Here is a 21,118-nt window from a genome sequence, read left to right as displayed (position 1 = left end):
TTCCCCTTTTCCGTTAGCGTGGATTGGCACCATTGTCCGCCGGCGGGACGAGCACCGTCAGTGCGCCAGGCCGCATCCGGTAGCGCAACGGCGGACTCATCTCCGTCACTTCGCCGTCCGTCGCCACGAGCAGGTGCCGGCGGTGCGTGTCGATGTCGAACCCGGGCGACGTCAGCACGTCGAAGTCGCGCTCCTGGCCAAGGCGGCCGAGCAGCGCATCGAACGCGAAGCGCAGCAGACCCAGGCGCGTCGGACGCTGCGCGACGTACAGGCTCAGGATGCCCTCGTCCAGGCGCGCCCGCTCGCCGATCGACAAGCCTTCCATCGTGTACGCGTTGTTGCCGATGAAGACGAACGGCGTGCGGCGCGCGAGCCGTTCCCCGTTGACGTCGAGCCGCATCGACAGGAACGGATAGCGGCGCAGCGCGGCGAGTGCGGCCCAGACGGCCGCGGGCCACTTGCCGCGGCCGAGGCGGCGCTGCTGCTTCTCGCGGTCGCGCACGATGTCCGGGTACATGCCCAGGCTCGAATTGTTGAGGAAGATGCGCCCGTTCACCTCGCCCACGTCGACCTTCACCGGCGTGCCCGTCGCGAGGTTGCGCACGGCCGCCTCGACGTCGAGCGGGATGCCGAGGTCCTTCGCGAAATGGTTCAGCGTGCCGAGCGGCAGCACGCCAAACGGCACGCCGCTGTCGACCATCACGGACGCCACGGCGTTGATCGTACCGTCACCGCCGCCCGCCGCCACCAGGCGCGCGCCGTCGTGCAGCGCCTGCTTCGCCGCGGCGGTCATCTCCGCGCCGCCGTCCGCCCGCACGAGGTCCGCATCGAGACCCGCGCCCGCGAGTTGCGCCTGCAAGGTGGCGCAGGCCGACTCGTCGTGCCCGGCGCCGGCGCCGGCGTTGACGATCACGGTGACGGGCTTCATCGCAGGTCCTCCGCGGCATGGGCGCGTTCGCTCCACGAGGGTGCTCCTCGCGCCAGGCGGCGCCGGTGCAACGTGGAGACGGCCGTGATGCAGATCGCCAGCCACGCCGCCCCTTCCGCCGCGGCGGCCAGCACGTCCGACAGGTAGTGCACGCCGAGGTACATGCGCGACAGCGCGACGAGCATCACCATCGCGACGGCGCCGCCGGCGGCCAGCACGCGCGCGGGCCACGCGTGCGCGCGGCGCACGAGGTAGCACGCGAGCAGGCCGTAGAACACGGTGGCCGCGGCCGTATGGCCGCTGGGGAAGCTGTACGTGACGAGGCTCAGCAGCGGATCGTCGAAGGTCGGGCGCGCGCGCCGGAACGCGTGCTTCAGCGCGGCGTTCAGCAGCATGCCGCCCGGCACGGCGACGAAGCAGACGATCAGCCAGTAGTACGCACGGCGGCGCCATAACCACAGCGCCACCAACGCACCCATGACGCAGTTGCCCGCGATGCCGTTCCAGTGCGTGACGAACAGCATGGCGCGCGTGAAGCCGGGCGTGGCGCGGTCATGAAACCAGTGCGCGAGGCGGACGTCGACGAGGGTGATCGTCGCGCCCGTGACGACGTCCTCGGCGATGGCACCGAAGACCCACGCGGCCACGAGCAGCAGCGCGACTCCGATGGTGAGGTGCAGGCCCATGGCACCCTCGGGCGACAGGCGGGCGTCGATGAAGCGGCGCAGCGGTGAAGAAGCGGGATTCAGCATGCCGCTCCAGATGGGGCGTATTGGCGAAAAAACCACACAAATATGCAATGACTGGTTTTTTGTACAGTAACTGTGGATTTATACAGTAGTTGTGCTATTCTGTACCTACTCGAGCAAGACAACTTGCCTACAACAGCACAACTTGATTCGTAACCACACTCGATTAAGGGATCGTCATGACTACTCTGAACAGCTCCTTCGGCCTCGAATACGCCCCGACGCCTTTCCTGCTGCGCTTCGGTCGCCGCGAGGTTCTGGTGACGCGCGATTTCCGCAAGCGCTTCTACCCGGTCAACCCGATCATCGAGTGCGATACCGGCGTCGAGCCGGGCCACGTGGAAGTGCTGCTGCTGCGCCGCTGGCTGCTGATCCTGTCCAAGGCACATTGAACGCATAAGGTTGTTCGTTTTCGGTTCTTCGTTTTCTTCAATCAAAAGGTCGCGTCGACGTTCGCGACAACGTGCGTGGCGCGCGCTGCGCCAGGCGGGTCTTCCCCGCACAGGCGCCTGCCCTCGCGTACGTGGTCGATGCTATCAGTGAACGCGGCCTTTATCGCGCACGACTGGCGACCGTGAAGCTATACCGTGCAGCCGCCGCGCGCGGCGGAAGTGGTGGCGCGCCGGCGCTCGGCATTCTCTAGGTCCGCGAGCGGGCACAGGATGCCGGGATCGAACGCCGCCAGCGGTGTGCCGTTCCGGACGCGCGTGGGCCAGTCCGCCTGCGCCAGCGCTCCCCGGCCGAGCGACACGGCATCCGCGTCGCCCCGTTCGATCATGCCCACGGCCTGCAGCGGATCGTGCAGCCCACCGTTGGCGATGACGGGCTTGGCGCCGTGGCGTTTCGCCAGCGCGGCCAGGCTCGGTCCCGTATCGAACGCGGGCCGCCATGCTTCGTGCTCGGTGACGTGCAGATAATCGACCGCCAGCCCGCCCAGCGTGCGGAAGATCACGGCCGCCTCGTCTTCGCCACGCCAGCGATGCGTGAAGTCATTGACCTTTGCCTGCGACAGGCGCACGCCGACGATACACGCCGGGCCCACCGCGGCCCGCACGGCATCGACGACGTCCACGATCAGGCGCAGCCTGCCGTCGATGCCGCCGCCGTAGCGGTCGTCGCGCAGGTTGATGTCTTCGGACAGGAACTGGTCCAGCAAATAGCCGTTCGCGCCATGGATCTCGACGCCGTCGAATCCCGCCTCGCGCGCACGCGCCGCCGCCTGCGCGAAGCCGGAGACGGCCTCGTCGATGTCGCGCGTCGTCATCGCGGCGGGCACCGGGTAGTCGCCGGCGCCGCGGTAGGCCGTCATCTGCTTTCCCTTCGGCCGCACGGCTGACGGACCGACGGTGCCCGCCCGGTGCGAATTGCCCTGCGCCAGCGCGCCCGCATGCATCAGTTGCGCCACGATGTGCGCGCCCTGCGCCCGCACGCCCGCGACGACGGGTCGCCACGCATCGCGCTGGGCCGCGTTCGCGAGGCCCGGCTGGCAGCGATAGCCCTGCGCATACGCCAGGTCCGTGTACACGCCTTCCGTGATCACGAGGCCGAAACCGCCCCGCGCGAACTGCGCGTAGTACTCGGCCATGCGCGCCGTGGGCACACCATTTTCCGTCGCGCTCACGCGCGTCATCGGCGCCACAACCAGGCGGTTGGGCAACGTCGTCGCACCGATGGCGAGCGGTGCGAACAGGCTCGCCTCGTGTCCGTCAGCGCGCATCGCCGGCTCCCGCCTGGCGCACGGCCGCGATCGCCTCGATCTCGATCAGCGCGCGCGGGTCGTAGAGCGCCCTCACCTCGGCGATCGTATCGGCGGGATAAGGCGGCGAAAAAAATGTCCTGCGCAAGTCGACGACGTCCTGGAAATGCCCCATGTCGGTGACGAAGATCGTGACCTTGATGACGTCGCGCAGGCTCGCGCCGCCCGCTTCCAGCGCCCGCCGCAAATTGCGGAACGCCCGCTCGCCCTGGGCGACGAATCCGCCTTCGACGATACGGCCATCGTCGCCGGCGCCGGCCTGGCCGGAGATGAACAGCAAGTCGCCGAAACGGATGCGTTGCGACAGCAGATAGGGTGCGTACGGGTCGGGCCGGGTGATGATACGTTCAAGCATGTCTGACTCCTGAAGTCGCTGTGGGTTAAGGGACGAGATGAGTACGATTCACGCATCTCGTCCATGTCTGGAATAATCGCCGCAAGAAATTTCCCCGACAAACGACGGTTTTTCAGGCATCAGATGACTTCAATTCACCTATCCGGCACCCGGGCGATGCGCCGCCTGCCGCCGCTGTCCGCACTGCGCGCCTTCGAGGCGGCGGCGCGGCACGGCAGCTTCAAGCGCGCCGCCGAGGAACTGGCCGTGACGCCGACGGCCATCAGCCACCGCATCCGCGTGCTCGAAGACCACACGGGGTTGCGGCTGTTCGTGCGCGCGGCCAGGCAGGTCACGCTGACCGAGGCCGGCACGCAGCTGTATCCCGTGCTGCGCGACGGATTCGACGCCATGGAAGCCGTGCTGGCGCGCCTCGCGGAGACCCGCCGGCGCGACCGCGTCACCGTCTCGGCCACGCATGCGTTCACGGCGAAATGGCTCGTCCCGCGGGTCGCCCGCTTCCACGCGCTGCATCCGGACATCGACCTGCAGCTGCACGCCTCCGACGAGACCGTGGACCTCCACGCGCACGCCGTCGACATCGCCGTGCGCTACGGCAGCGGACCCTACCCCGGCCTTGCCGCCGACGTCATGTTCGCGGACGCGTACGCGCCCGTGGCCAATCCGATACTGGGCGTCACGTCGGTGGACGCATTGCAATCGGTGCCGCTCATCCATTTCGACTGGAAACGATCGGCGCCCGCGAATCCGACGTGGGAACACTGGTTCGCGCAGGCCGGCATCGCGTGGCCGCCGGCCCGGGGCCAGCTGCGTTATTCGGACGAGGGTCACGCTCCAGGCAGCCGTCGCGGGCCAGGGCATCGCCCTGCTGAGCCTGGCCCTCGTGGCCGACGACCTCGCCGCGGGCCACCTCGTGCGGCCATTCGGCCCCGCCATCGCCGGCCGTACGTACCACCTCGTCATGCGAACCGATCCGCAGCCGGGCGCCGCCGCGCGCGCCGTCGCCGACTGGCTGCGGGAGGAATCGGGCATGGCGGCCCGCCCTTGAACGTCCCGGTAACGCCACCACCTTGTAAAAAATGACTTGAAATCCGCCGCGCGGCCACGATTCTCGTACTCACCGAGCGCGCCGTCCGGACACGCTTGCCGCGTAACGCGACGGCCGCTTCCAACCCGAGCGAAGGAGCATTCATGTCAGTGCAATTACGCAAGATTAACGAGCAGGTGATGGTCATCACCGGCGCGACGAGCGGCATCGGCCTCACGACGGCGCGCATGGCCGCCGAGCAATGCGCGAAGCTGGTCCTCGCCGCGCGCAGCGCCGACGCGCTCGACCAGCTGGCGAGCGAGCTGCGTCATACCGGTACGCAGGTCGCGACCGTCGTCGCGGACGTTGGCGATCCGGCCGACGTGGCGCGCATCGGGCAGGCCGCGATGGAACGCTTCGGGCGCATCGACACCTGGGTCAACAACGCCGGCATCTCGATCTTCGGCCGCAACGAAGACGTGTCCCTCGAGGACATGCAGCGCCTGTTCGACACCAATTACTGGGGTGTCGTGCACGGCTCGCTGGAAGCTGTCAGGCACATGAAGACGCGCGGCGGCGGCGCCATCATCAACCTCGGCAGCGAGCTGTCCGACCACTCGATCCCCCTGCAAGGCATCTACGCCGCGTCGAAGCACGCGGTGAAGGCGTTCACGGATTCGCTGCGCGTGGAACTCGAGAAGGACCAGGCGCCGATTTCCATCACCCTCGTCAAGCCGGCCGCCGTCGACACGATGTTCGTCGCCCACGCGAAGAACTACATGGACAAGGAACCGCGCCTGCCGCCCCCGGTCTATGCACCGGAACTCGTCGCGAAGACGATCCTGTACGCGGCCCAGCATCCGAAGCGCGACGTGTTCGTCGGCGGCGCCGCGAAGGCGCTGTCGGCCGGCAGCTTCGCCCTGCCCGGCGCCCTCGATCGCTATCTGCGCGCCACCATGTTCCGGCAACAGCAGGCGGACGTGCCGCGCGCGCCGAACCGCCGCGACGCGCTGCACGCGCCGAACCCGCGGCACGAGTTGCGCGAGCGCCAGGGCATCTCCGCGCACGTGGTCGAGACCTGCCCGTACACGGCGCTGTCGCTCCGCAAGGGCAAGGTGATGGGGGTGCTGCTGGGTGCCGGCGCGCTGTTCGCCGCGTGGAAGCTGGCGGGTCGTCCGACCGCGCGCACGGGGTCCGCGAACCGCCTGCGCCAGGCACTGTGACCGATCGCATCGACAAGGAGACACCATGTCCCTCAAGCTCAAGAAACTGAATGAACAAGTGATGGTGATCACGGGCGCGACGAGCGGCATCGGCCTGGCCACGGCCCGCATGGCGGCCGAAGGCGGCGCGCACCTCGTGCTGGCGGCGCGCGATGCGGATGCGCTCGACACGCTCGCGCACGAGATGCGCCAGCGCGGCCTCGACGTCGCGTCCGTGACGGCCGACGTGGGCAACCCGGCCGACGTGGCACGTATCGGCGACACGGCCATGGAACGCTTCGGCCGCATCGACACGTGGGTCAACAACGCCGGCATCAGCGTGTACGGCCGCAACGAGGACGTCGCGCTGGACGATATGCGCAGGGTGATGCAGACGAATTTCTGGGGCGTCGTGCACGGCTCGCTGGAAGCCGTCAAGCGCATGAAGGGCCGCGGCGGCGGCGCGATCGTCAACCTGGGCAGCGAAGTGTCGGACCGCGCCGTGCCGCTGCAGGGCACGTATGCGGCATCGAAGCACGCAGTCAAGGCCTTCACGGAATCGCTGCGGATGGAGCTGGACAAGGAGGATGCGGGCATCTCGCTCACGGTGATCAAGCCGTCCGCGATCGCGACGCCTTTCCCGGACCATGCGCGCAGCTATATGGAGCACGAGCCCGCGCTGCCGTCGCCGAACTACGCGCCGGAACTGGTGGCGCAGGCGATCGTGCACGCGGCCCAGGTGCCCGAGCGCGACGTGTACGTGGGCGGGCATTCGAAGGTGACGTCGGTGGCGGGCTACCTGATGCCGCGCGCCGTCGACCGCTTCATGCGCCGCACGATGTTCAGCCAGCAGCAATCGGACCGCCCGAACTCGAGCGCGCGCCGCGACGCCCTGTATGCGCCCGACGCCGACCGCGAGCTCCGCCAGCGCAACGACCGCGAGCACCACGTCGTCGAACGGAGCCCGTACATGTCGTTCGAGATGCGCTCGGCGCCGACGAAGACCGTGCTGCTGGGCGGCGCACTGCTGGCCGCGTGGGCGCTGACGCGCAAGCCGTGGCAGCGCAACGCGTGGCATGCGTAGGGTGGACGGCTGCACCGACGGCATCCGATCCGCCAACGGCGCGCGAGCCGTCCACGCGGTGAGACGCGACGGCCGAGGCACCGCGCCCGCGCGCGGCGGGACGATCCTTCTTCGTCGGCCTGTCTTTGCGCCACGTATCGCCGGGTGGACTCACCACGTAGGGTGGGCACCCCGTGCCCACGCGGACGCCAGCGACATGTTGGCTCCACGCGGACGCCAGCGACATGTTGGCTCCACGCGGACGCCAGCGGCATGTTGGCTCCATGCGGACGCCAGCGGTATGTCGACGCTACGCGTGGGCACGTTTCATTTGAGGCCCCCGGCCTCAAATGCCCACCCTACAAAAAAGGCCGGGTGGTGGATACCATCCGGCCCCGTTCGTAGCACGCCGCGCTTATCGTCCCGGCGCCGGCCCCCGCGGCGGCTGGCTGCCGAGGAAATCGACGTCCTCGTCCGTGAGCGGCACGTTCGGGATCGACTCGATGCGGTCCGTATCGATGTCGTTGCCGTCCTTCGCAATCAGGTCGCGCCCCGCGGCCGCCCGTTCGCCCGTGCCGCCGGAATCGCTGTCGCTTTCGAAGTTCGGGTCGCCCAGGTCGGCGCCGGCGCTGTCGTGCGCATAGCTTGCTTCGTTGTCCGACGTCGTGCCCGTGTCCAGGTCGAGCTTCTGGTCGTCGTCCAGGTTGGCCGCGAAACCGGGGCCGCCGACGACGTCGCTGCCCGTGTCCGAAATATCGCTCGGGCCCAGCGCATCGACGCCATGGCCCTTGCCGAGGCTGCGGTCGGGTGCTTCGGGAAAGTTATCTGGGTCAAGTGTGCTCGTACCAGTCATGTTGCCTCCAAAAAATCATGCAGAAATCATGAGGACAGGCTACCCCCATTTGCCGCGCGACGGCGCAGCGCAGGTAGCCGTCCGCTAGAACGCGTGGCGCATGCCGACGTTCACGGCCGAGCTGCCGCTGCGGCGCGCCGCGTCGCTGATCGGGATGCCGGCGCCGCTCGTGTTCACGGTGCGCGAGAGCGCGGTGTAGAAATCGGTATTGCGCGACACGACGTAGCTGGCGCCAAGCGCGAACTGGTTCGCATCGCGGTTGGCGGGGTCGCGGTCGTTCTTGTGAATGTACGACGCGAGGAAGGTCGTCGAGCGCGTCATCGGCACGGCGACGCCGAACAGCGTGTCGCGGCTGTCCGTCGACGACGTGCTCGCCACGCCGGCGCCATACGGGTTATCGGGGTTGTACAGCGGCGAGCTGCCCCAGCCGCGGTTGGCTGCATACGCGGCATACGCGGTGCCCCAGCGCATGCGGAAGTTCGCCGCGATCAGCGAGTTCTTCGCATCCATATTGTTGCCCGCCAGGTCGTACAAGTGCACCTGCGCGACGTGACGGTTTTGATGCGCGGCGCGCAGCGACAGTGCGCCGTAGTCGACGCCGACCGTCATGCCCCAGGCGCGGTCCGCCAGCGGGTCGCCGCCGAGCGTGTCGACGGTCCAGGATGCGCCCGTGCTCAGGTGCTTGGAGCGTCTGCTGAAATAGCGCACGCCGCCCTCGACGGGCATGCCGCTCTGCGTGACGAGATTGCTGGCCCGGCCGGCCGTGCCCGAGTGGAACGGGTCGCCCACGTCGGGGTGGGCCAGGAATTCGAAGTTGTACTGGTGGCCTAGCGTAAAGCCGGCCGAGCCCGTGCGGGCGCCGATCTCGTCGAGGCGGCCGTACGTGCGGCGCGGGGGCGTGGTCCAGGTGGCGGGGCTGTCACGCCGGGTCGGCAGGTTCGTGTAGATGCCGATGCGATGACCGCCGCGCGCATCGCCGACGTCATCCTGGCCCGTGCGTGCGCGCGCGGACTTCGCGCACTCCTTGCAGGCGCTCTTGCGTGCAGTACTGCCGGTGTCCTGCGCGCAGGCCAGCGACGCACATCCGCACAGCACTGCGCACGTAACGAAACCCTTGTTCATGGCGTGTCCTCTCTACGCCTCAACACTATCCGCTTGACCGCAGTTCTCTCTGTCCAATATCGCACAAATCTACTCTCATCTTATCTCGACATGTTGTCGGCATAATCTGACGTATGTACTTACAGGAAAGAAAAATAGTCATCGTTTCCGGCTGGTCACCGTGAGCATTCCGATTTAGAATCGCACCAGGCCATTTTGTAATTAAACTACAGGATAACGAGAATCATGAGACATCTGCGCCGTACCCTGACTACAATTTCCCTGGCGCTCTACGCCGCCCTGCCCGCGCTCGCGGCGACGACGGAGGCGGCAAGTGTCGCGCCAATGCCTCATGTAAGCTGGTCGCGCAACGCCAACATCTACGAAGTGAACATCAGGCAATACACGCCGGAGGGGACGTTCAAGGCGTTCGCCCAGCACTTGCCGCGCCTGAAGAAGATGGGCGTGGACATCCTGTGGCTGATGCCCATCCAGCCGATCGGAGAGAAGAACCGCAAGGGCACGCTGGGCAGCTATTACGCCGTGCGCGACTACACGGCAGTCAATCCGGAATACGGCACGTTGGCCGACCTGAAAGCGCTCGTGCAGCAAGCGCACGGCCTCGGCATGCACGTGATCATCGACTGGGTCGCGAACCACACGGCGTTCGACAATCCATGGACGACCGAACACAGCGACTGGTACCTCAAGAATGACAAGGGCGAGATCTACCCCGTCACGTACACGGACGGCGCCGAGCCCGAGTATTGGACGGATGTGACGGGGCTCGACTACAGCAAACCCGGCCTGTGGAAAGGCATGACGGACGCGATGCTCTACTGGGTGCGCGAAGCGGACGTCGACGGCTTCCGCTGCGACGTCGCCGGCAAGGTGCCGACGCCGTTCTGGAACCAGGCACGCGCCGAGCTCGACCGTGTCAAGCCCGTGTTCATGCTGGCCGAGGCCGACAAGCCGGACCTGCACGAGCACGCGTTCGACATGACGTACGGCTGGGACACGAAGGATTTGTTCAAGGCCGTCGCCAAGGGCAAGGCGGACGCGCGCACGCTCGCCGACTTCCTCGAGCATCCGCCGAAGGCCTTCCCGCCGGGCGCGTACCGCATGCGCTTCACGAGCAACCACGACGAGAACTCCTGGGCCGGCAGCGACGTCGAACTGTACGGTCCCGCGTTCAAGGCGATGGCCGTGCTGGCCGCCACCCTGCCCGGCATGCCGCTGATCTATGGCGGGCAGGAATCCGGCCTCGACAAGCGAATCGAGTTCTTCGAAAAGGACCCGATCCAGTGGAAGGATTACGCCTACGTCCCCTTCTACACGCGGCTGCTCGCGCTGAAGCACGCGAATCGCGCGCTGTGGAACGGCCAGTACGGCGGCCCTGCGCAGGTACTCGCTACGGGCAACGACAAGGTGTTCGCGTTCCGCCGTACGCTGGCTGGCAACAGCGTGCAGGTGACGGTCAACGTGTCGAACGATGCGCAGCGCTACACCCTGCCGAACGGCAAGGCGCAGACGCTCGCCGCGTGGGATTACCGGATCGACGCGCGCGGCAAGTGATCGACGCCGGCGCCGCGCGTGGTCAGCGCCGCAGCGCCGTAAACCCGGCCGGCTCCCACTCGCGCAGCGCCAGCAGGAGGCCGCTGCCGCGCCGCTTCGGCAACGGCGCCGCGAGACTCTCTTCGTGCAATTCGGCGAAGCGGGCGCGCAACCGGCGCAGCTCCACCTGCATGGCCGCGAGCGCGCTCTCCGTCAGCATGCCGTGCGTGAACGCGAGCGTCTCGTCGGGACGGTCGAAGGTGCCGTCGAGGAAATCCGCGAGCCCCTGCGTGCGGAAGTAGCTCCGGATCGGGCCGTCGGGCAGCCAGTCGAAATCGCGGGCCACGTTCAGGCGGATGCGGTTGCCGGGCATCAGCGCGATCAGGTGCAGCCGGTCGAGGTGCAGCAGCTTTTGCACGCACTCGGCCTCCGTCAGGCGGTACACGGCGAGGATGTCGGCGACGGTCCAGTGGTTCAGCGCGCAGACGGCGACGAGCAGCAGCTTCGCGTCGGACACCAGCTCCTTTTCCTGCGCCTCGCTCAGCGTGTGCAGCCGCGTGCCCGTCAGCGCGGCCTCCTGCGCGAGCTCGGCCAAGGTGAAGCCGAGCAGGTTGCTGATCTCGACGAGACGGTCGACGCCGAACGAGTCCGACGTCAACAGCCGCTTCACGCTCGCCTCCGACAGGCCGAGCGCGCCGGCCACGTCGCGGTACGTCTTTCCCTGCACCTTGAGCTGGCGCTTGATTGTCGTGAGCAGTTGCGTGACTTCAGACATGGTCGCGGATTCCGATACGATGGTCTAGAGGATGGCCCCGGATTCCTGCGATCGTAGCATGTCCAGTCTTGCGGCAACAATTCCTTCGTGACAAGATGGTCGGCTGGCCGCCAACGACGAAGGAAACCCATGGACCATGCCGATTACCTCGCCCACGACGCGACGGCGCTGGCCGCGCGCGTGGCGCGGGCGACGTCACGCCGGGCAAGCTGCTCGACCTCGCGCTCGCGCAGCTGTCGAACCTGACGGGGACGCCATCGATGAGCGTGCCGCTGCCTGGGCGCCCGGCTCGGCGAACAACGCGCGTTGCGCCGGCGTCGGGGGCGTGGACGATCTGCGGGCGCTGTCGATCCATCCGATCAGTTGCTCGCGCAGATGAGCGCGGAGGCCGGCGTCCGCATGCGAGGCCGGCTCCAGTTCGAGAATCAGTTGCAGCCAGCGCCACGGCTCGTGCTCGGCATAGCGCAACATGAGCTCGACATCGCCGTGTTCGCGCAGCACGGCCAACGCGTCATCGACAGGCACGAAGGCGCCATGCGTCCGGTGCGTCGACATCACGAGATTACGCACACGGCGCGCGCCGTCGGCCAGGACGCGGCGCGCAATGTCGTCCCTCTCCTCGGGCGCCAGATGCAGCCACGCGGCAAAGGCGTTGACGCGCACGCGGGCGGATGCGTGCGTCGTCATCCGCCGGATCAGGTCGAGGTGCGTGCGCTTCCCCGTCTCGGCCAGTCCCATCAGGCACGCCCGCAGCACCGTATTCGAACTGCCGGGTGCCGTCAGTCGTGCCGCGTACAGCGAGGCGCTATCGATGCCGCGCCGTTCGAGGAACGTGCTTGCCACAAGCCTGACCCAGCCATGCGGATCGGCCAGCATGTCGATGGCCAGCGCTTCGGCACCCTCGACCTCGTCGGCCAACAGGCGGCGCAATGCGATCGCACGGACGATACCGAAGTGCGACCGCAGCGCAAGGCGGCCCATCGCTGCGCGCTCGTGACCATCCAGCAGGACGAGCGCCTCGGCCGCCTTGCGCACGAGGACGATGTCCGTGCCGTGCGCGAGTCCGACACGGACGCGCGTCGCCGGATCGGCCAGCCCATGCTCCTCGAGCAGGCGGAAGCACGTCCGGGCGACGGCAATGTCCGGATTCGCCACACCCTCGACGATACGGCTCGCACCGACACACGTGACGACGATCCGCTCGACCTTGCCGAGCCACGACACATGGTCGGATCGGCGGGCGTCACGCAAATTCTGGACGGCGCCGAGGAGGCGCAGCGCGGTATCGGCGTCCAGCGCCGGCAGCCAGTCCAGCACAAGGGCCTGTGCACGCACGCGCACCTCGGGCACCCAGTCGTTCAGACGATCGACGATGGCCGGCAGGAGCGCCGGCGCGCGCAATGCATGCGCGCGTTCCAGTGCGGCTTCGCGGACGTAGCCGCTGTAGTGGCCCATGTCGGTGGCGAGCGCATTGGCGTCGTTCTGTTGGCGCACTTCCGCGATGATATCGGCGATGGATCCCGAGTGGCGCAGCGACGCTGGTGCGGCCAACTCGGCGGGATCGGCGTCCGGTTCGGATCGCAACGGCGCAAGCCAGGATTGGATTTTCTCGAAGATCGACATGGGGGAGCCAGCCTTGATACGGCGCGAGCGCGGCATTCAATCGGCCGAAAAACGGGCCGACGTGCGATCGCTGTCCGGACTCGAAGCACGCGACCCGTTGCGTGAAGCTCTGCTCGCTGCCGCGTCGAGCGCCGGCATGCCCTGGTGCGCGTGGCCACACGCGATGCAAAAGAATTCGAATGTCATGCGTTGCTCTCCTCGCTTCGTAAAGCGTAACGGCTGGGAGAGCAATGGTAGAGCAGCCGCACCATGAAGCGCAACGTTCGTCCGTTCACGCCCGCGTGACTGCGCGGGCGTGAACGGCGGGACGTCACGAATTACTGGCAGCCCGCAATCTTGAAGGACGCGATGCGCGTGCTCCAGTTGAACGTGCCATTGGACGGCAGGTACTCGTTCGTGTACCAGAACGTGCAATCGTCGACGGGGTCGAGAGCCATCGTCGAATAATCGCCCCACCGGCTCAGGTTCTGCAACTGCGAGCCGTTCCCTTGCAACAGCGTGGTCTCGTTCGACAGCGTGTTCAGCGCATCGGTCGTCAGGCGCGTCGCGAAGCGGATGCCCGGGTGCAGGGTCGAGCTGGACGTGCTGTAGCCGAGCGCAATGTTGCCCATCTTGTCCATCGCGATGCTGCCCAGCCAGCGGAACGTCGAGTCCGGCGCATACGTCGATTGCTGATAAACGGTCGGCGTGGCCGCCGTCAGGTTGCGCAGCTCGTACCAGCGCACCGCCGCATACGTGTTCTTGCGCGTCGTGCCGACGGCCACCGCGTGATTGACCACGAGCGATTCGTAGCTGCCGAAATTGCGGTACGCGAGGCGGTACATCAGGCGGTCGGCCAGCGAGTCGAGCTTCTGCGCCGTGCCGGCCTGCGGGATGCACGTGCCGCCGCTGCAGGCCGCGTTGAATGCCGCGACGGGCAGGGAGACGGCCGCGCTCAGCGTCGTGTTCGCCGGGTTCGCCCAGTCCACGTGCATCTTCCAGAAGTTCAGCGCAGACGAGCCCTTGCTCAGCATATAGTTCGGCGCGCCCGCCGGCGGCAGCGTAGCGCCGTCCAGATCTGCCGGGAGCACGCTGCCGTAGCTCGTCGACAGCTGGAAGCATTGCTGCGTCGCCGCCGCGCCGGACAGCATGCTGTTGCGGTCGTACGCGCACAGGCGCGGACCCGCGAAGGAGTTCCCGCTGAACATGTTGAACGTCACGTAATACGCGTCCGGCCACACGCCGGCCTTCGGATAATCGGGGAAGTTCGTGTACTGGAATGCGTAGCGATACCAGCCGCCCGTGGCATCCGACGTCTGCGACACGGCGACGCACTGGTAGTACGGTCCGCCGCTCGGCACCGCGAACTGCATCATGACCCAGCGGTTGGCGATGCGATCGTATTTGACGATCGGGTCGCCGTCGTTCTGGGTCTCGCACGGCCCGCCGAAGCCGGACCACAACGTGTTGCCGGCCACCGGGCCGTAGACGGCTTGGCCCGTCGTCTTGTCGAATACGGCGAACGAAGAATTTACCCATTGCACGTATTGCGTCGCACCGACGGCGCCGGTCGTGTCCGGCGGCGCCGCGTTGACCGTGAACTTGCCCTGCGGCCCGGTGAAGCCATTGCCCACGCCATCGAACCCCATGCCCGCGATCGTCGAGGCGGCGCCCGTCACGTGTGTACCCTGCGTGGCCGCATCCTGCACGAACCGTCCGGAATCGACGTGCGGGATCTTCTTCCACTCCTTCTCGTGCTTGGTGCCGTCGTAATCGTCCGGCTTGGGCATCGTGCCCCGCAGGCTCGGTAGATGGTCATGGGTCATGGCCGGGGTGACTTCGACGCCATCCGCCGCTTGTGCGGCCAGGGGCAACAGCGATGCGGCACAAGCCGCGAGGAACAGAACTCGGTCAGTTGCGAAACGCATGAATTCCTCCAATGGGTGTGGGAGTCGGACCGGGCACGGGATCGCGCAAACGTCTTGTGCGACCGCAGCCGGTCGCCGCCATGAATGGCGCAGATCAGTATATGTATAAAAATGTATTTAGCGCATTACAATTTTCTACGAATACGTGACCTGCGTTGACATTTCACGACATCGAATGTATCCACCGCTCAACATTGCTGGGCAACATCCGACGTGAGGCGATGGGTTCCGTTTCCGCCGGTCGTTGAGCGGGAATACAGCGTGCGCCGTACGCATGGCTGTGCTGGCGGGCGGCGGCCCCGGCGTGCTGCCCGACTTCACGGTGGCCGACGACGCCCGACTGCAACCTGCCCAGCGGCGGCACGGGCGGCATGTGCGCGACCAGTTCGTCGATGACCAATTTCGCATGGAGTCACGGCTGAGGCAAAGCCGTTTTCTGATCAGCGTAAATGGTATGCGCCTCCGGCGCGCTGTCCGCTGCGCGGACAGCAAACGGGCGATTCGAAGAGGGCGTGCACGCGCCCTCTTCGCTTCCGCCAGGAAATAAAAAAGCCGCCCAATGGGCGGCCATTTTATTTCCTGGCGGAAGCGGTGAGATTCGAACTCACGAACGGGTTCCCCCGTCGGCAGTTTTCAAGACTGCTGCCTTCAACCACTCGGCCACGCTTCCCCTGGGGAACCGGCATTATACATAAATCATTGCCCCCAGGGCAGCCAGCGCCTACTTGAGCGACCAGATCATCGCCCGCATCGCCGCCTCGGCCTCGCCCGTGTCCATCAGCATCCAGTTCTCGCGCAGGCTCTTCTCGAATTCGTACGCGGGCAGCGGCTTCCCGTACAGATAGCCCTGCACCTCGTCGCAGCCGGCCTGGCGCAGGAATTCCAGCTGTTCCAAGGTTTCCACGCCTTCCGCGATCACGCGGTGGCCCAGCTTGCGGCCCATGCCGATGATCGTGCTCGCGATCGCGCAGTCGCTCGGGTCCTGCGGGATGCCGGTCGTGAACGAGCGGTCGATCTTCAGCGTGTCGATCGGGAAGCGCTTCAGGTAAGACAAGCTCGAATATCCGGTGCCGAAATCGTCCAGCGACAGCGCCACCCCCAGCGCGCTGATGCGGTCCATGATGGCGATCACGTGCTCGATGTCGTGCATCAGCGTGCTTTCCGTGATCTCCAGTTCCAGCCAGTGCGCGTCCAGGCGGTAGCGGCGCAGCGTCTCCGCCACGCGGCCCGGCAGCGATGCCGTGAACTCGCGTGCCGACACGTTCACGGCGAGGCGGAACGGCGGCAGGCCCGCGCGCTGCCAGATCGCGGCCTGCGCGCACGCCTGCTCCAGCACCCACTCGCCCACCTGCACGATCAGGCCCGTGCTCTCGGCCAGCGGGATGAATTCGATCGGCGGGATCATGCCGCGCACCGGATGCTTCCAGCGCACGAGGGCTTCGGCGCCCACCAGGCGACTCGAGCCGATCTCGAATTTCGGCTGGTAGTGCAGGATCAACTCGCCGTTGCCGAGCGCATGGCGCAGGCCCGACTCGATCTGCATCCGCTGCTGCATGCCCTCGTTCATGTCGAGGCGGTAGAAGGCGACGCTGCGGTCCGGGTTTTCCGCGTGTTCCTTGGCGCGCTCCATCGCGATGTCGGCCATGCGCAGCAACGTCTCCGCGTCCGGGCCGTCCTGCGGGTAGACGGAAATGCCGATGCTCGCGCCCACGCGCAGGTCGTGGCCCTGCACGAGGAACGGTATTTCCAGCGCGCCCTGCAGCTTTTGCGCGACGGTCGTCGCCTCGAAGTGCTGGCGGATGTCGAACAGGCCCACCGCGAATTCGTCGCCCGACAAGTGCGCCACCACGTCCTCGTCGCGCAGCGCATTGCGCAGGCGCTCGGCCACCTGGCGCAGCAGGTCGTCGCCGACCTTGCGTCCCAGGGTGCCGTTGATCAGCTTGAAGCGGTTCAGGTCCACGTACAGCACGCACGCGGTGGCGTCGTTGCGCTGGGCGACCATCAGCGCCTGGTCGACGAGGCGGCCGAACAGCGTGCGGTTCGGCAGGCCGGTCAGCTCGTGGTAGTACGCGAGATGGTGCAGGCGCTCCTCGGCCAGCTTGCGTTCCGTGATGTCGGTCAGGTACACGATCATGCCGGTCGGGCGGTCTTCCAGGTCGCACAGCGGCGACAGCGACAGGCTGGCCCAGAACACCTCGCCCGATTTCTTCCGGCGCCGCACTTCCATCATGCGGCCACCCTGCTCGGCGAAGGCGTCCTGCACGTCCACCTCCTCGTCCGCGTACAGGAACAGGATGTGGCGACCGATGGCTTCCAGCGCCGTGTAGCCGAACAGGCGCTCGGCGCCCTTGTTCCAGCTCGTGATGTAGCCCAGGCGGTCGAGCGTGAGGACGGATTCGTGGATCTGGTCCAGGATCTGCGACTGGTGCGCCAGCTGGGCCTCGACCTGGGCATAGGCGTGCGTCGTGCGCTGCGCCAGCGAATGCACCTGCATCAAGGAACCCGTCAGGCCCGCGAGGCCTTCCAGCAGGCGCCAGTCGTCGAGGCTGTAGGCGCGGCCGGCCACTTCGTAGCGGCCGAAGCACTGGCCGTCGGCGCGCACTTCCTGCAGCAGCGCGCCCTCCAGCGTGGTCGCGGGCGCGGCGCCGGCGGGGATGAATGCGCCGTGCGGGCTCGCGAGCACCGCGCCGGCAATGCGGCCCAGTGCCGCGTGCAACTCATCGCCGCGCAGCGCCATGACGGCGTCGCACAGGGCAGCGCTGCCGCCCACGAAATCCATCGTCGTGGCGGCAAGCATCCTAGACATTGCGGGCTACCTGGATGGCCCAGTGATAGGCGTGCAACAGGCTCTGCCACCAATCCGGCCCCTCGACACCCGCCGCTTCCAACGTGGCGGGGTCGGGCCGGCCCGATTCGACGAGCCGCAGCCGCTGCCCCAGCTGCCCGTCGCGCCGCAACAGCGCGGCTTCGACGTGCTCCGGCAGGTTCAAGTCCTGCACGACCTCCGCCATCGGCATGCGGAACAGCCGGTCCAGCAGCGAGAATACGCCGGCCATGAAGGCGAGGTCCTGCTCGTCGCGGTCGCCGCCCTCGTTCCTGCACGCCGCCTCCAGCGCCGCGCCGCGCAACGCGGCCAGCGGCAGCATCAGGTTCGGCGGACCGTCGGGATGCTGGCGCGCATACAGCAGCAGTTGCAGCCAGCGCTGCAGCTGGCGGCGGCCGAGGCGGCTGATCGCCTGGCTGAAGCTCGTGACCTGGGCGCCGACGGAGAACGCGGCCGAATTCACCAGCTTCAGCAAGTGATACGACAGGATCGCGTCCTGCTTCAGCTGCGCTTCCAGCTCGTGCGAATCGGCGTCGCGCGCCAGCAGCGCAAGCATCGTCAGCATCCTGCGGCGCGACGTGCCGTCGTCGCCGTCCGGCACGCTGCCCTCCAGCGCGTAGTCGCCGCTGAACCAGGAAAAGCCGGCGTTCTCGCACGCGCCGTAGCGCGCCATGTCGTCGACGTGGTACGCAAGGTGCGGCCCGAACAGCGCGGGCAGCGCGGCTGCGCGCGGCAGTTCAAGGCGCGCGTCGCGCGCGACGGTGCGCAGCCCGACCGGTGCCGCCACGCCTTCCGGCAGCGGACCGTCGATCAGCACGCGGTAGCCGGCCAGTTGCAGTTCCGCGAGGCGGCGCGCCGTGCCGTCCGTCGCGAGCGCGTCGGCACGCACGGCCAGCAGCACGCGGTTGGCCGGCAGGACGTTCAGGACGGGAGGCGTGAAGACGGTGGCATCGTCGACGTGGACGATGCAGTCGAGCGGCGCGATGGCGGCCAGCAGGTCCGGCGTGCCGAACAGGTCCTGCAGCGCAGGATCGTCGAGCCCCGCGCCGGGCATGCCAAGCAGAAGCGCGACCCACTCGTTCTGTGCGTTGGCGACGGAGCGTATTTCAACCACCGGGAGCGGGGCGCTGGGCATTAGCGATTATGCATTGATAGTAACCAGCTAATAGTAGAACACCCATTTTCGGAAAGCAACTGTTTCTGTTTCCTCTAGGACACGGTCGTACAGATATATTTACGCGCCACTGCCGCCGAAGCGCCCGTGCTGCACGGCGAACTTGATCAGCTCGGCCTGCCCTTCGATGCCGAGCTTGCGCTTGATGTTCAGGCGGTGGGTCTCGACGGTGCGCACGGACAGGTCCAGCGCCCGCGCGATCTGCTTGTTCGATTCGCCGTTGGCGATGTGGCGCAGCACTTCCTGTTCGCGCGACGTGAGCTGGTTGTCCTGCGTCGCGGGCCGCGCGAGCTGGCGCGCGACGGCGGCGCTGTAATAAATGCCGCCGGCCACGACGGTGTCGATGGCGAGCACGATGTCCTTGCCCGGCGCATCCTTCAGCACGTAGCCGCGCGCGCCCGCCTGCATGGCTTGCGTCACGTATTCGAGCTTGTCGTGCATCGACAGGATCAGCACGGCGATGTCGGGGAAATTCGCGTAAAGGCGCGCCGTGGCCTCGATGCCGCTGCCGTCGCGCATGGTGATGTCCATCAGCACGAGGTCGATGCGGGTGCTGCCCGCCAGCGCCAGCGCCTCGGCGCCGGAATCCGCTTCCGCCACGACGCAGAAATGCGGCACGGCCTCCAGCCGCGCGCGCAGGCCGTCGCGCACGAGCGGGTGGTCGTCGACCAGCATGATGTGGACCATCTTCGTCATTCAAACCTCCAGTTCGACGCTGGCGCACACCGTCGTGCCGGCCGCCGACGACGCGATGTCGAGGCGGCCGCCGATGGCGTCCAGGCGTTCCATCATGTTGCGCAGGCCGATGCCGCGCTGTGGGTGCGTCGCGACGCCCTCGGCGTCGAAGCCGGCGCCGTCGTCGGCGATCGTGAGCAGCACGCGGCCGGCGCCCGTCTGCAGCGACAGGTCGATGTGGTGCGCGCCCGCATGCCGCTCGATGTTCGTCAGCGCCTCCTGCGCGATGCGGAACAGCACGGTGCCGACGGCCTGGGGCAAGTGTTCGACGTCGCCCGCCGCCGTGAACGTCACCGGCGTGCCGCTGTGCTGCGAGAATTCCTCGGCCAGGTGGTCGAGCGCGGCCGCGAGTCCGAGGTCGTCCAGCAACGTGGGCCGCAAGTCGTGCGAGATGCGGCGCACTTCGCCCAGCACCTTGTTGAGCTCTTCCGCCGTGCGTTCGAAACTGGCATGGGCTTGCAACTGCTGGTCCGGCGTGCCCTTCATGCGGATGATGCCCGCCTCGATCTGCAGCTTGATCGACACGAGCCACTGGCTGATGCCATCGTGCAGGTCGCGCGACAGGCGCGCCCGCTCCTGCTCCTGCGAATCGACGACGCGCTGCGCGAGGGCTTTCAATTTCGTGTCCGCCACGCGCGATTCGCTGATGTTCAGCGCGAGGCCCGCGCCGCCGATCACGAGCGTGGCGAGGATGGCGACGCCGGCGATCCACCACATGGTCGTCTCGATGTTGCGCGACTGCTGGGCATCGACCTGGTCGAGGGCGGACTGCACGTCGTCCAGGTACAGGCCGCTGCCCATTACCCAGCCCCATTGCGGGATCGGGACGACGTAGCCGAGCTTCGGGCCAGCCTTGTTCGTCGACGGCTTGACCCAGTTGTAGCGCACGAGCCCCCCGCCCTGCTTCGCGACGGCGACGATGTTCTGGATGGTGGGTGCGCCGAACTGGTCGTGCAGGTTCCACAGGTCGCGGCCGACCAGTTCCGGCTGGCGCGGATGCATGAGGTTGCGGCCTTGCATGTCGTAGACGAAGAAATAGCCGTCGTCGCCGAAGCTGAGCGATTGCAGGATGCGCTTGGCCTCCGCCAGGGTGGCCGGGTCGCTGCGGCCGGACGCCGTCAGGTGCGCGATCGAGTGCGATGCGAGGTCGACGTAGTGCCTGAGCTCGGCCTGCTTGCTGGCCAGATAGGCTTGCTGGATCGTCGCGTGCTGCTCGTGCGCGAGCGCGATGGCCTGCTGGCGCACGAACAGCGCGATCGCGCACAGCGCCACGATCAGGGGGGCGACCGCGAGAAAAATGACCTTTTGCCGTAATTGCATGCCGTGCGCGTCGAATTCGTCGTAACATGAAATTGTACGACCGATCTGAGGCGCATGCTCATCCTTGCACGCCGGCGTAACGCAAACGTTCGCGTGGGCACAGGGTGCCCACCCTGCGCGTAACACCGACATGACGCGAATGTTATACCGTAGGGTGGGCTCCCCGAGCCCA

General features: G+C 67.2%; 18 protein-coding genes, 1 tRNA gene and 1 pseudogene. 6 read left to right on the top strand and 14 right to left on the bottom strand.

The window, feature by feature from the left end:
* Positions 1-13: 13 nt before the first annotated feature.
* Together HAV22_RS25700 and HAV22_RS25695 are read right to left on the bottom strand one after the other, a co-directional pair.
* Complete coding sequence (locus HAV22_RS25700) at positions 14-928, bottom strand: diacylglycerol/lipid kinase family protein (RefSeq protein ID WP_166863221.1); 915 nt, start codon at positions 926-928, stop codon at positions 14-16.
* Positions 925-1,680 carry a phosphatase PAP2 family protein gene (locus HAV22_RS25695; protein WP_166863219.1) on the bottom strand — a complete coding sequence of 252 codons (756 nt, stop codon included), beginning with the start codon at positions 1,678-1,680 and terminating at the stop codon, positions 925-927. The genes HAV22_RS25700 and HAV22_RS25695 overlap by 4 nt, the downstream gene beginning before the upstream one ends.
* A gap of 176 nt (positions 1,681-1,856) precedes the next feature.
* Between HAV22_RS25695 and HAV22_RS25690 the strand changes: the two genes are divergently transcribed.
* Positions 1,857-2,069: a hypothetical protein gene (locus HAV22_RS25690; protein WP_166863217.1), complete on the top strand. Its 213-nt coding sequence runs from the start codon at positions 1,857-1,859 to the stop codon at positions 2,067-2,069.
* 188 nt (positions 2,070-2,257) lie between these two features.
* Here the strand turns inward: HAV22_RS25690 and HAV22_RS25685 are convergent, their stop codons facing one another.
* Entirely contained in the window at positions 2,258-3,394 is a 1,137-nt protein-coding gene (locus HAV22_RS25685) for an oxidoreductase (protein WP_166863215.1), read from the bottom strand.
* Complete coding sequence (locus HAV22_RS25680; RefSeq protein WP_166863212.1) at positions 3,384-3,788, bottom strand: RidA family protein; 405 nt, start codon at positions 3,786-3,788, stop codon at positions 3,384-3,386. Before HAV22_RS25680 ends, HAV22_RS25685 begins: the two co-directional genes overlap by 11 nt.
* 63 nt (positions 3,789-3,851) lie before the next feature.
* On the opposite strand from HAV22_RS25680, the pseudogene HAV22_RS31715 reads away from it, so the two are divergent.
* The 4 genes and pseudogenes from HAV22_RS31715 to HAV22_RS25665 form a co-directional block, all read left to right on the top strand.
* A pseudogene (locus HAV22_RS31715) lies at positions 3,852-4,523 on the top strand (LysR family transcriptional regulator); the annotation flags it as partial.
* A complete protein-coding gene (locus tag HAV22_RS31710) occupies positions 4,405-4,836 on the top strand; it encodes a LysR substrate-binding domain-containing protein (RefSeq protein WP_308789241.1) in 432 nt (143 codons plus the stop codon). The pseudogene HAV22_RS31715 and the gene HAV22_RS31710, both read left to right, overlap by 119 nt.
* A gap of 143 nt (positions 4,837-4,979) precedes the next feature.
* On the top strand, positions 4,980-6,038 hold the full coding sequence (locus HAV22_RS25670) for an SDR family oxidoreductase (RefSeq protein ID WP_166863211.1): 1,059 nt from the start codon (positions 4,980-4,982) through the stop codon (positions 6,036-6,038).
* Between the two features lie 25 nt (positions 6,039-6,063).
* Positions 6,064-7,101 carry an SDR family oxidoreductase gene (locus HAV22_RS25665; protein ID WP_166863209.1) on the top strand — a complete coding sequence of 346 codons (1,038 nt, stop codon included), beginning with the start codon at positions 6,064-6,066 and terminating at the stop codon, positions 7,099-7,101.
* A 394-nt stretch (positions 7,102-7,495) separates the two neighbouring features.
* Here the strand turns inward: HAV22_RS25665 and HAV22_RS25660 are convergent, their stop codons facing one another.
* Positions 7,496-7,933, bottom strand: a complete 438-nt coding sequence (locus tag HAV22_RS25660; RefSeq protein WP_166863207.1) for a hypothetical protein — start codon at positions 7,931-7,933, stop codon at positions 7,496-7,498.
* An 84-nt stretch (positions 7,934-8,017) separates the two neighbouring features.
* Entirely contained in the window at positions 8,018-9,055 is a 1,038-nt protein-coding gene (locus HAV22_RS25655) for a porin (RefSeq protein ID WP_166863205.1), read from the bottom strand.
* A 225-nt stretch (positions 9,056-9,280) separates the two neighbouring features.
* On the opposite strand from HAV22_RS25655, the gene HAV22_RS25650 reads away from it, so the two are divergent.
* A complete protein-coding gene (locus tag HAV22_RS25650; RefSeq protein ID WP_166863203.1) occupies positions 9,281-10,609 on the top strand; it encodes an alpha-amylase family glycosyl hydrolase in 1,329 nt (442 codons plus the stop codon).
* Positions 10,610-10,631: 22 nt separating this feature from the next.
* On the opposite strand, the gene HAV22_RS25645 is transcribed toward HAV22_RS25650, so the two are convergent.
* The 8 genes from HAV22_RS25645 to HAV22_RS25610 form a co-directional block, all read right to left on the bottom strand.
* Complete coding sequence (locus HAV22_RS25645; protein ID WP_166863201.1) at positions 10,632-11,363, bottom strand: transcriptional regulator; 732 nt, start codon at positions 11,361-11,363, stop codon at positions 10,632-10,634.
* Positions 11,364-11,558: 195 nt separating this feature from the next.
* Positions 11,559-12,986 (bottom strand): HEAT repeat domain-containing protein, encoded by a 1,428-nt coding sequence (locus HAV22_RS25640; RefSeq protein WP_166863199.1) that lies wholly within the window; start codon positions 12,984-12,986, stop codon positions 11,559-11,561.
* Positions 12,987-13,303: 317 nt separating this feature from the next.
* The gene (locus HAV22_RS25635) at positions 13,304-14,893 is read right to left on the bottom strand and encodes a hypothetical protein (RefSeq protein ID WP_166863197.1); all 1,590 of its coding nucleotides are present in this window, start codon (positions 14,891-14,893) and stop codon (positions 13,304-13,306) included.
* 580 nt (positions 14,894-15,473) lie between these two features.
* Positions 15,474-15,563: transfer RNA gene (locus HAV22_RS25630), tRNA-Ser, on the bottom strand.
* A gap of 51 nt (positions 15,564-15,614) precedes the next feature.
* Positions 15,615-17,690, bottom strand: coding sequence for a putative bifunctional diguanylate cyclase/phosphodiesterase (locus HAV22_RS25625; RefSeq protein WP_166863409.1), 2,076 nt, complete (start codon positions 17,688-17,690; stop codon positions 15,615-15,617).
* A 1-nt stretch (position 17,691) separates the two neighbouring features.
* Positions 17,692-18,852 (bottom strand): HDOD domain-containing protein, encoded by a 1,161-nt coding sequence (locus HAV22_RS25620; RefSeq protein WP_166863195.1) that lies wholly within the window; start codon positions 18,850-18,852, stop codon positions 17,692-17,694.
* Positions 18,853-18,951: 99 nt separating this feature from the next.
* Positions 18,952-19,587 carry a response regulator gene (locus tag HAV22_RS25615; RefSeq protein WP_166863193.1) on the bottom strand — a complete coding sequence of 212 codons (636 nt, stop codon included), beginning with the start codon at positions 19,585-19,587 and terminating at the stop codon, positions 18,952-18,954.
* Entirely contained in the window at positions 19,588-20,946 is a 1,359-nt protein-coding gene (locus HAV22_RS25610; protein WP_166863191.1) for a cache domain-containing protein, read from the bottom strand.
* Between the last annotated feature and the right edge of the window lie 172 nt (positions 20,947-21,118).

Source organism: Telluria antibiotica (genome assembly GCF_011682055.1).
Lineage (GTDB): Bacteria > Pseudomonadota > Gammaproteobacteria > Burkholderiales > Burkholderiaceae_D > Telluria > Telluria antibiotica.
Note: the sequence above shows the minus strand (reverse complement) of the source record. Positions and strands in the feature narration are given on the sequence as shown.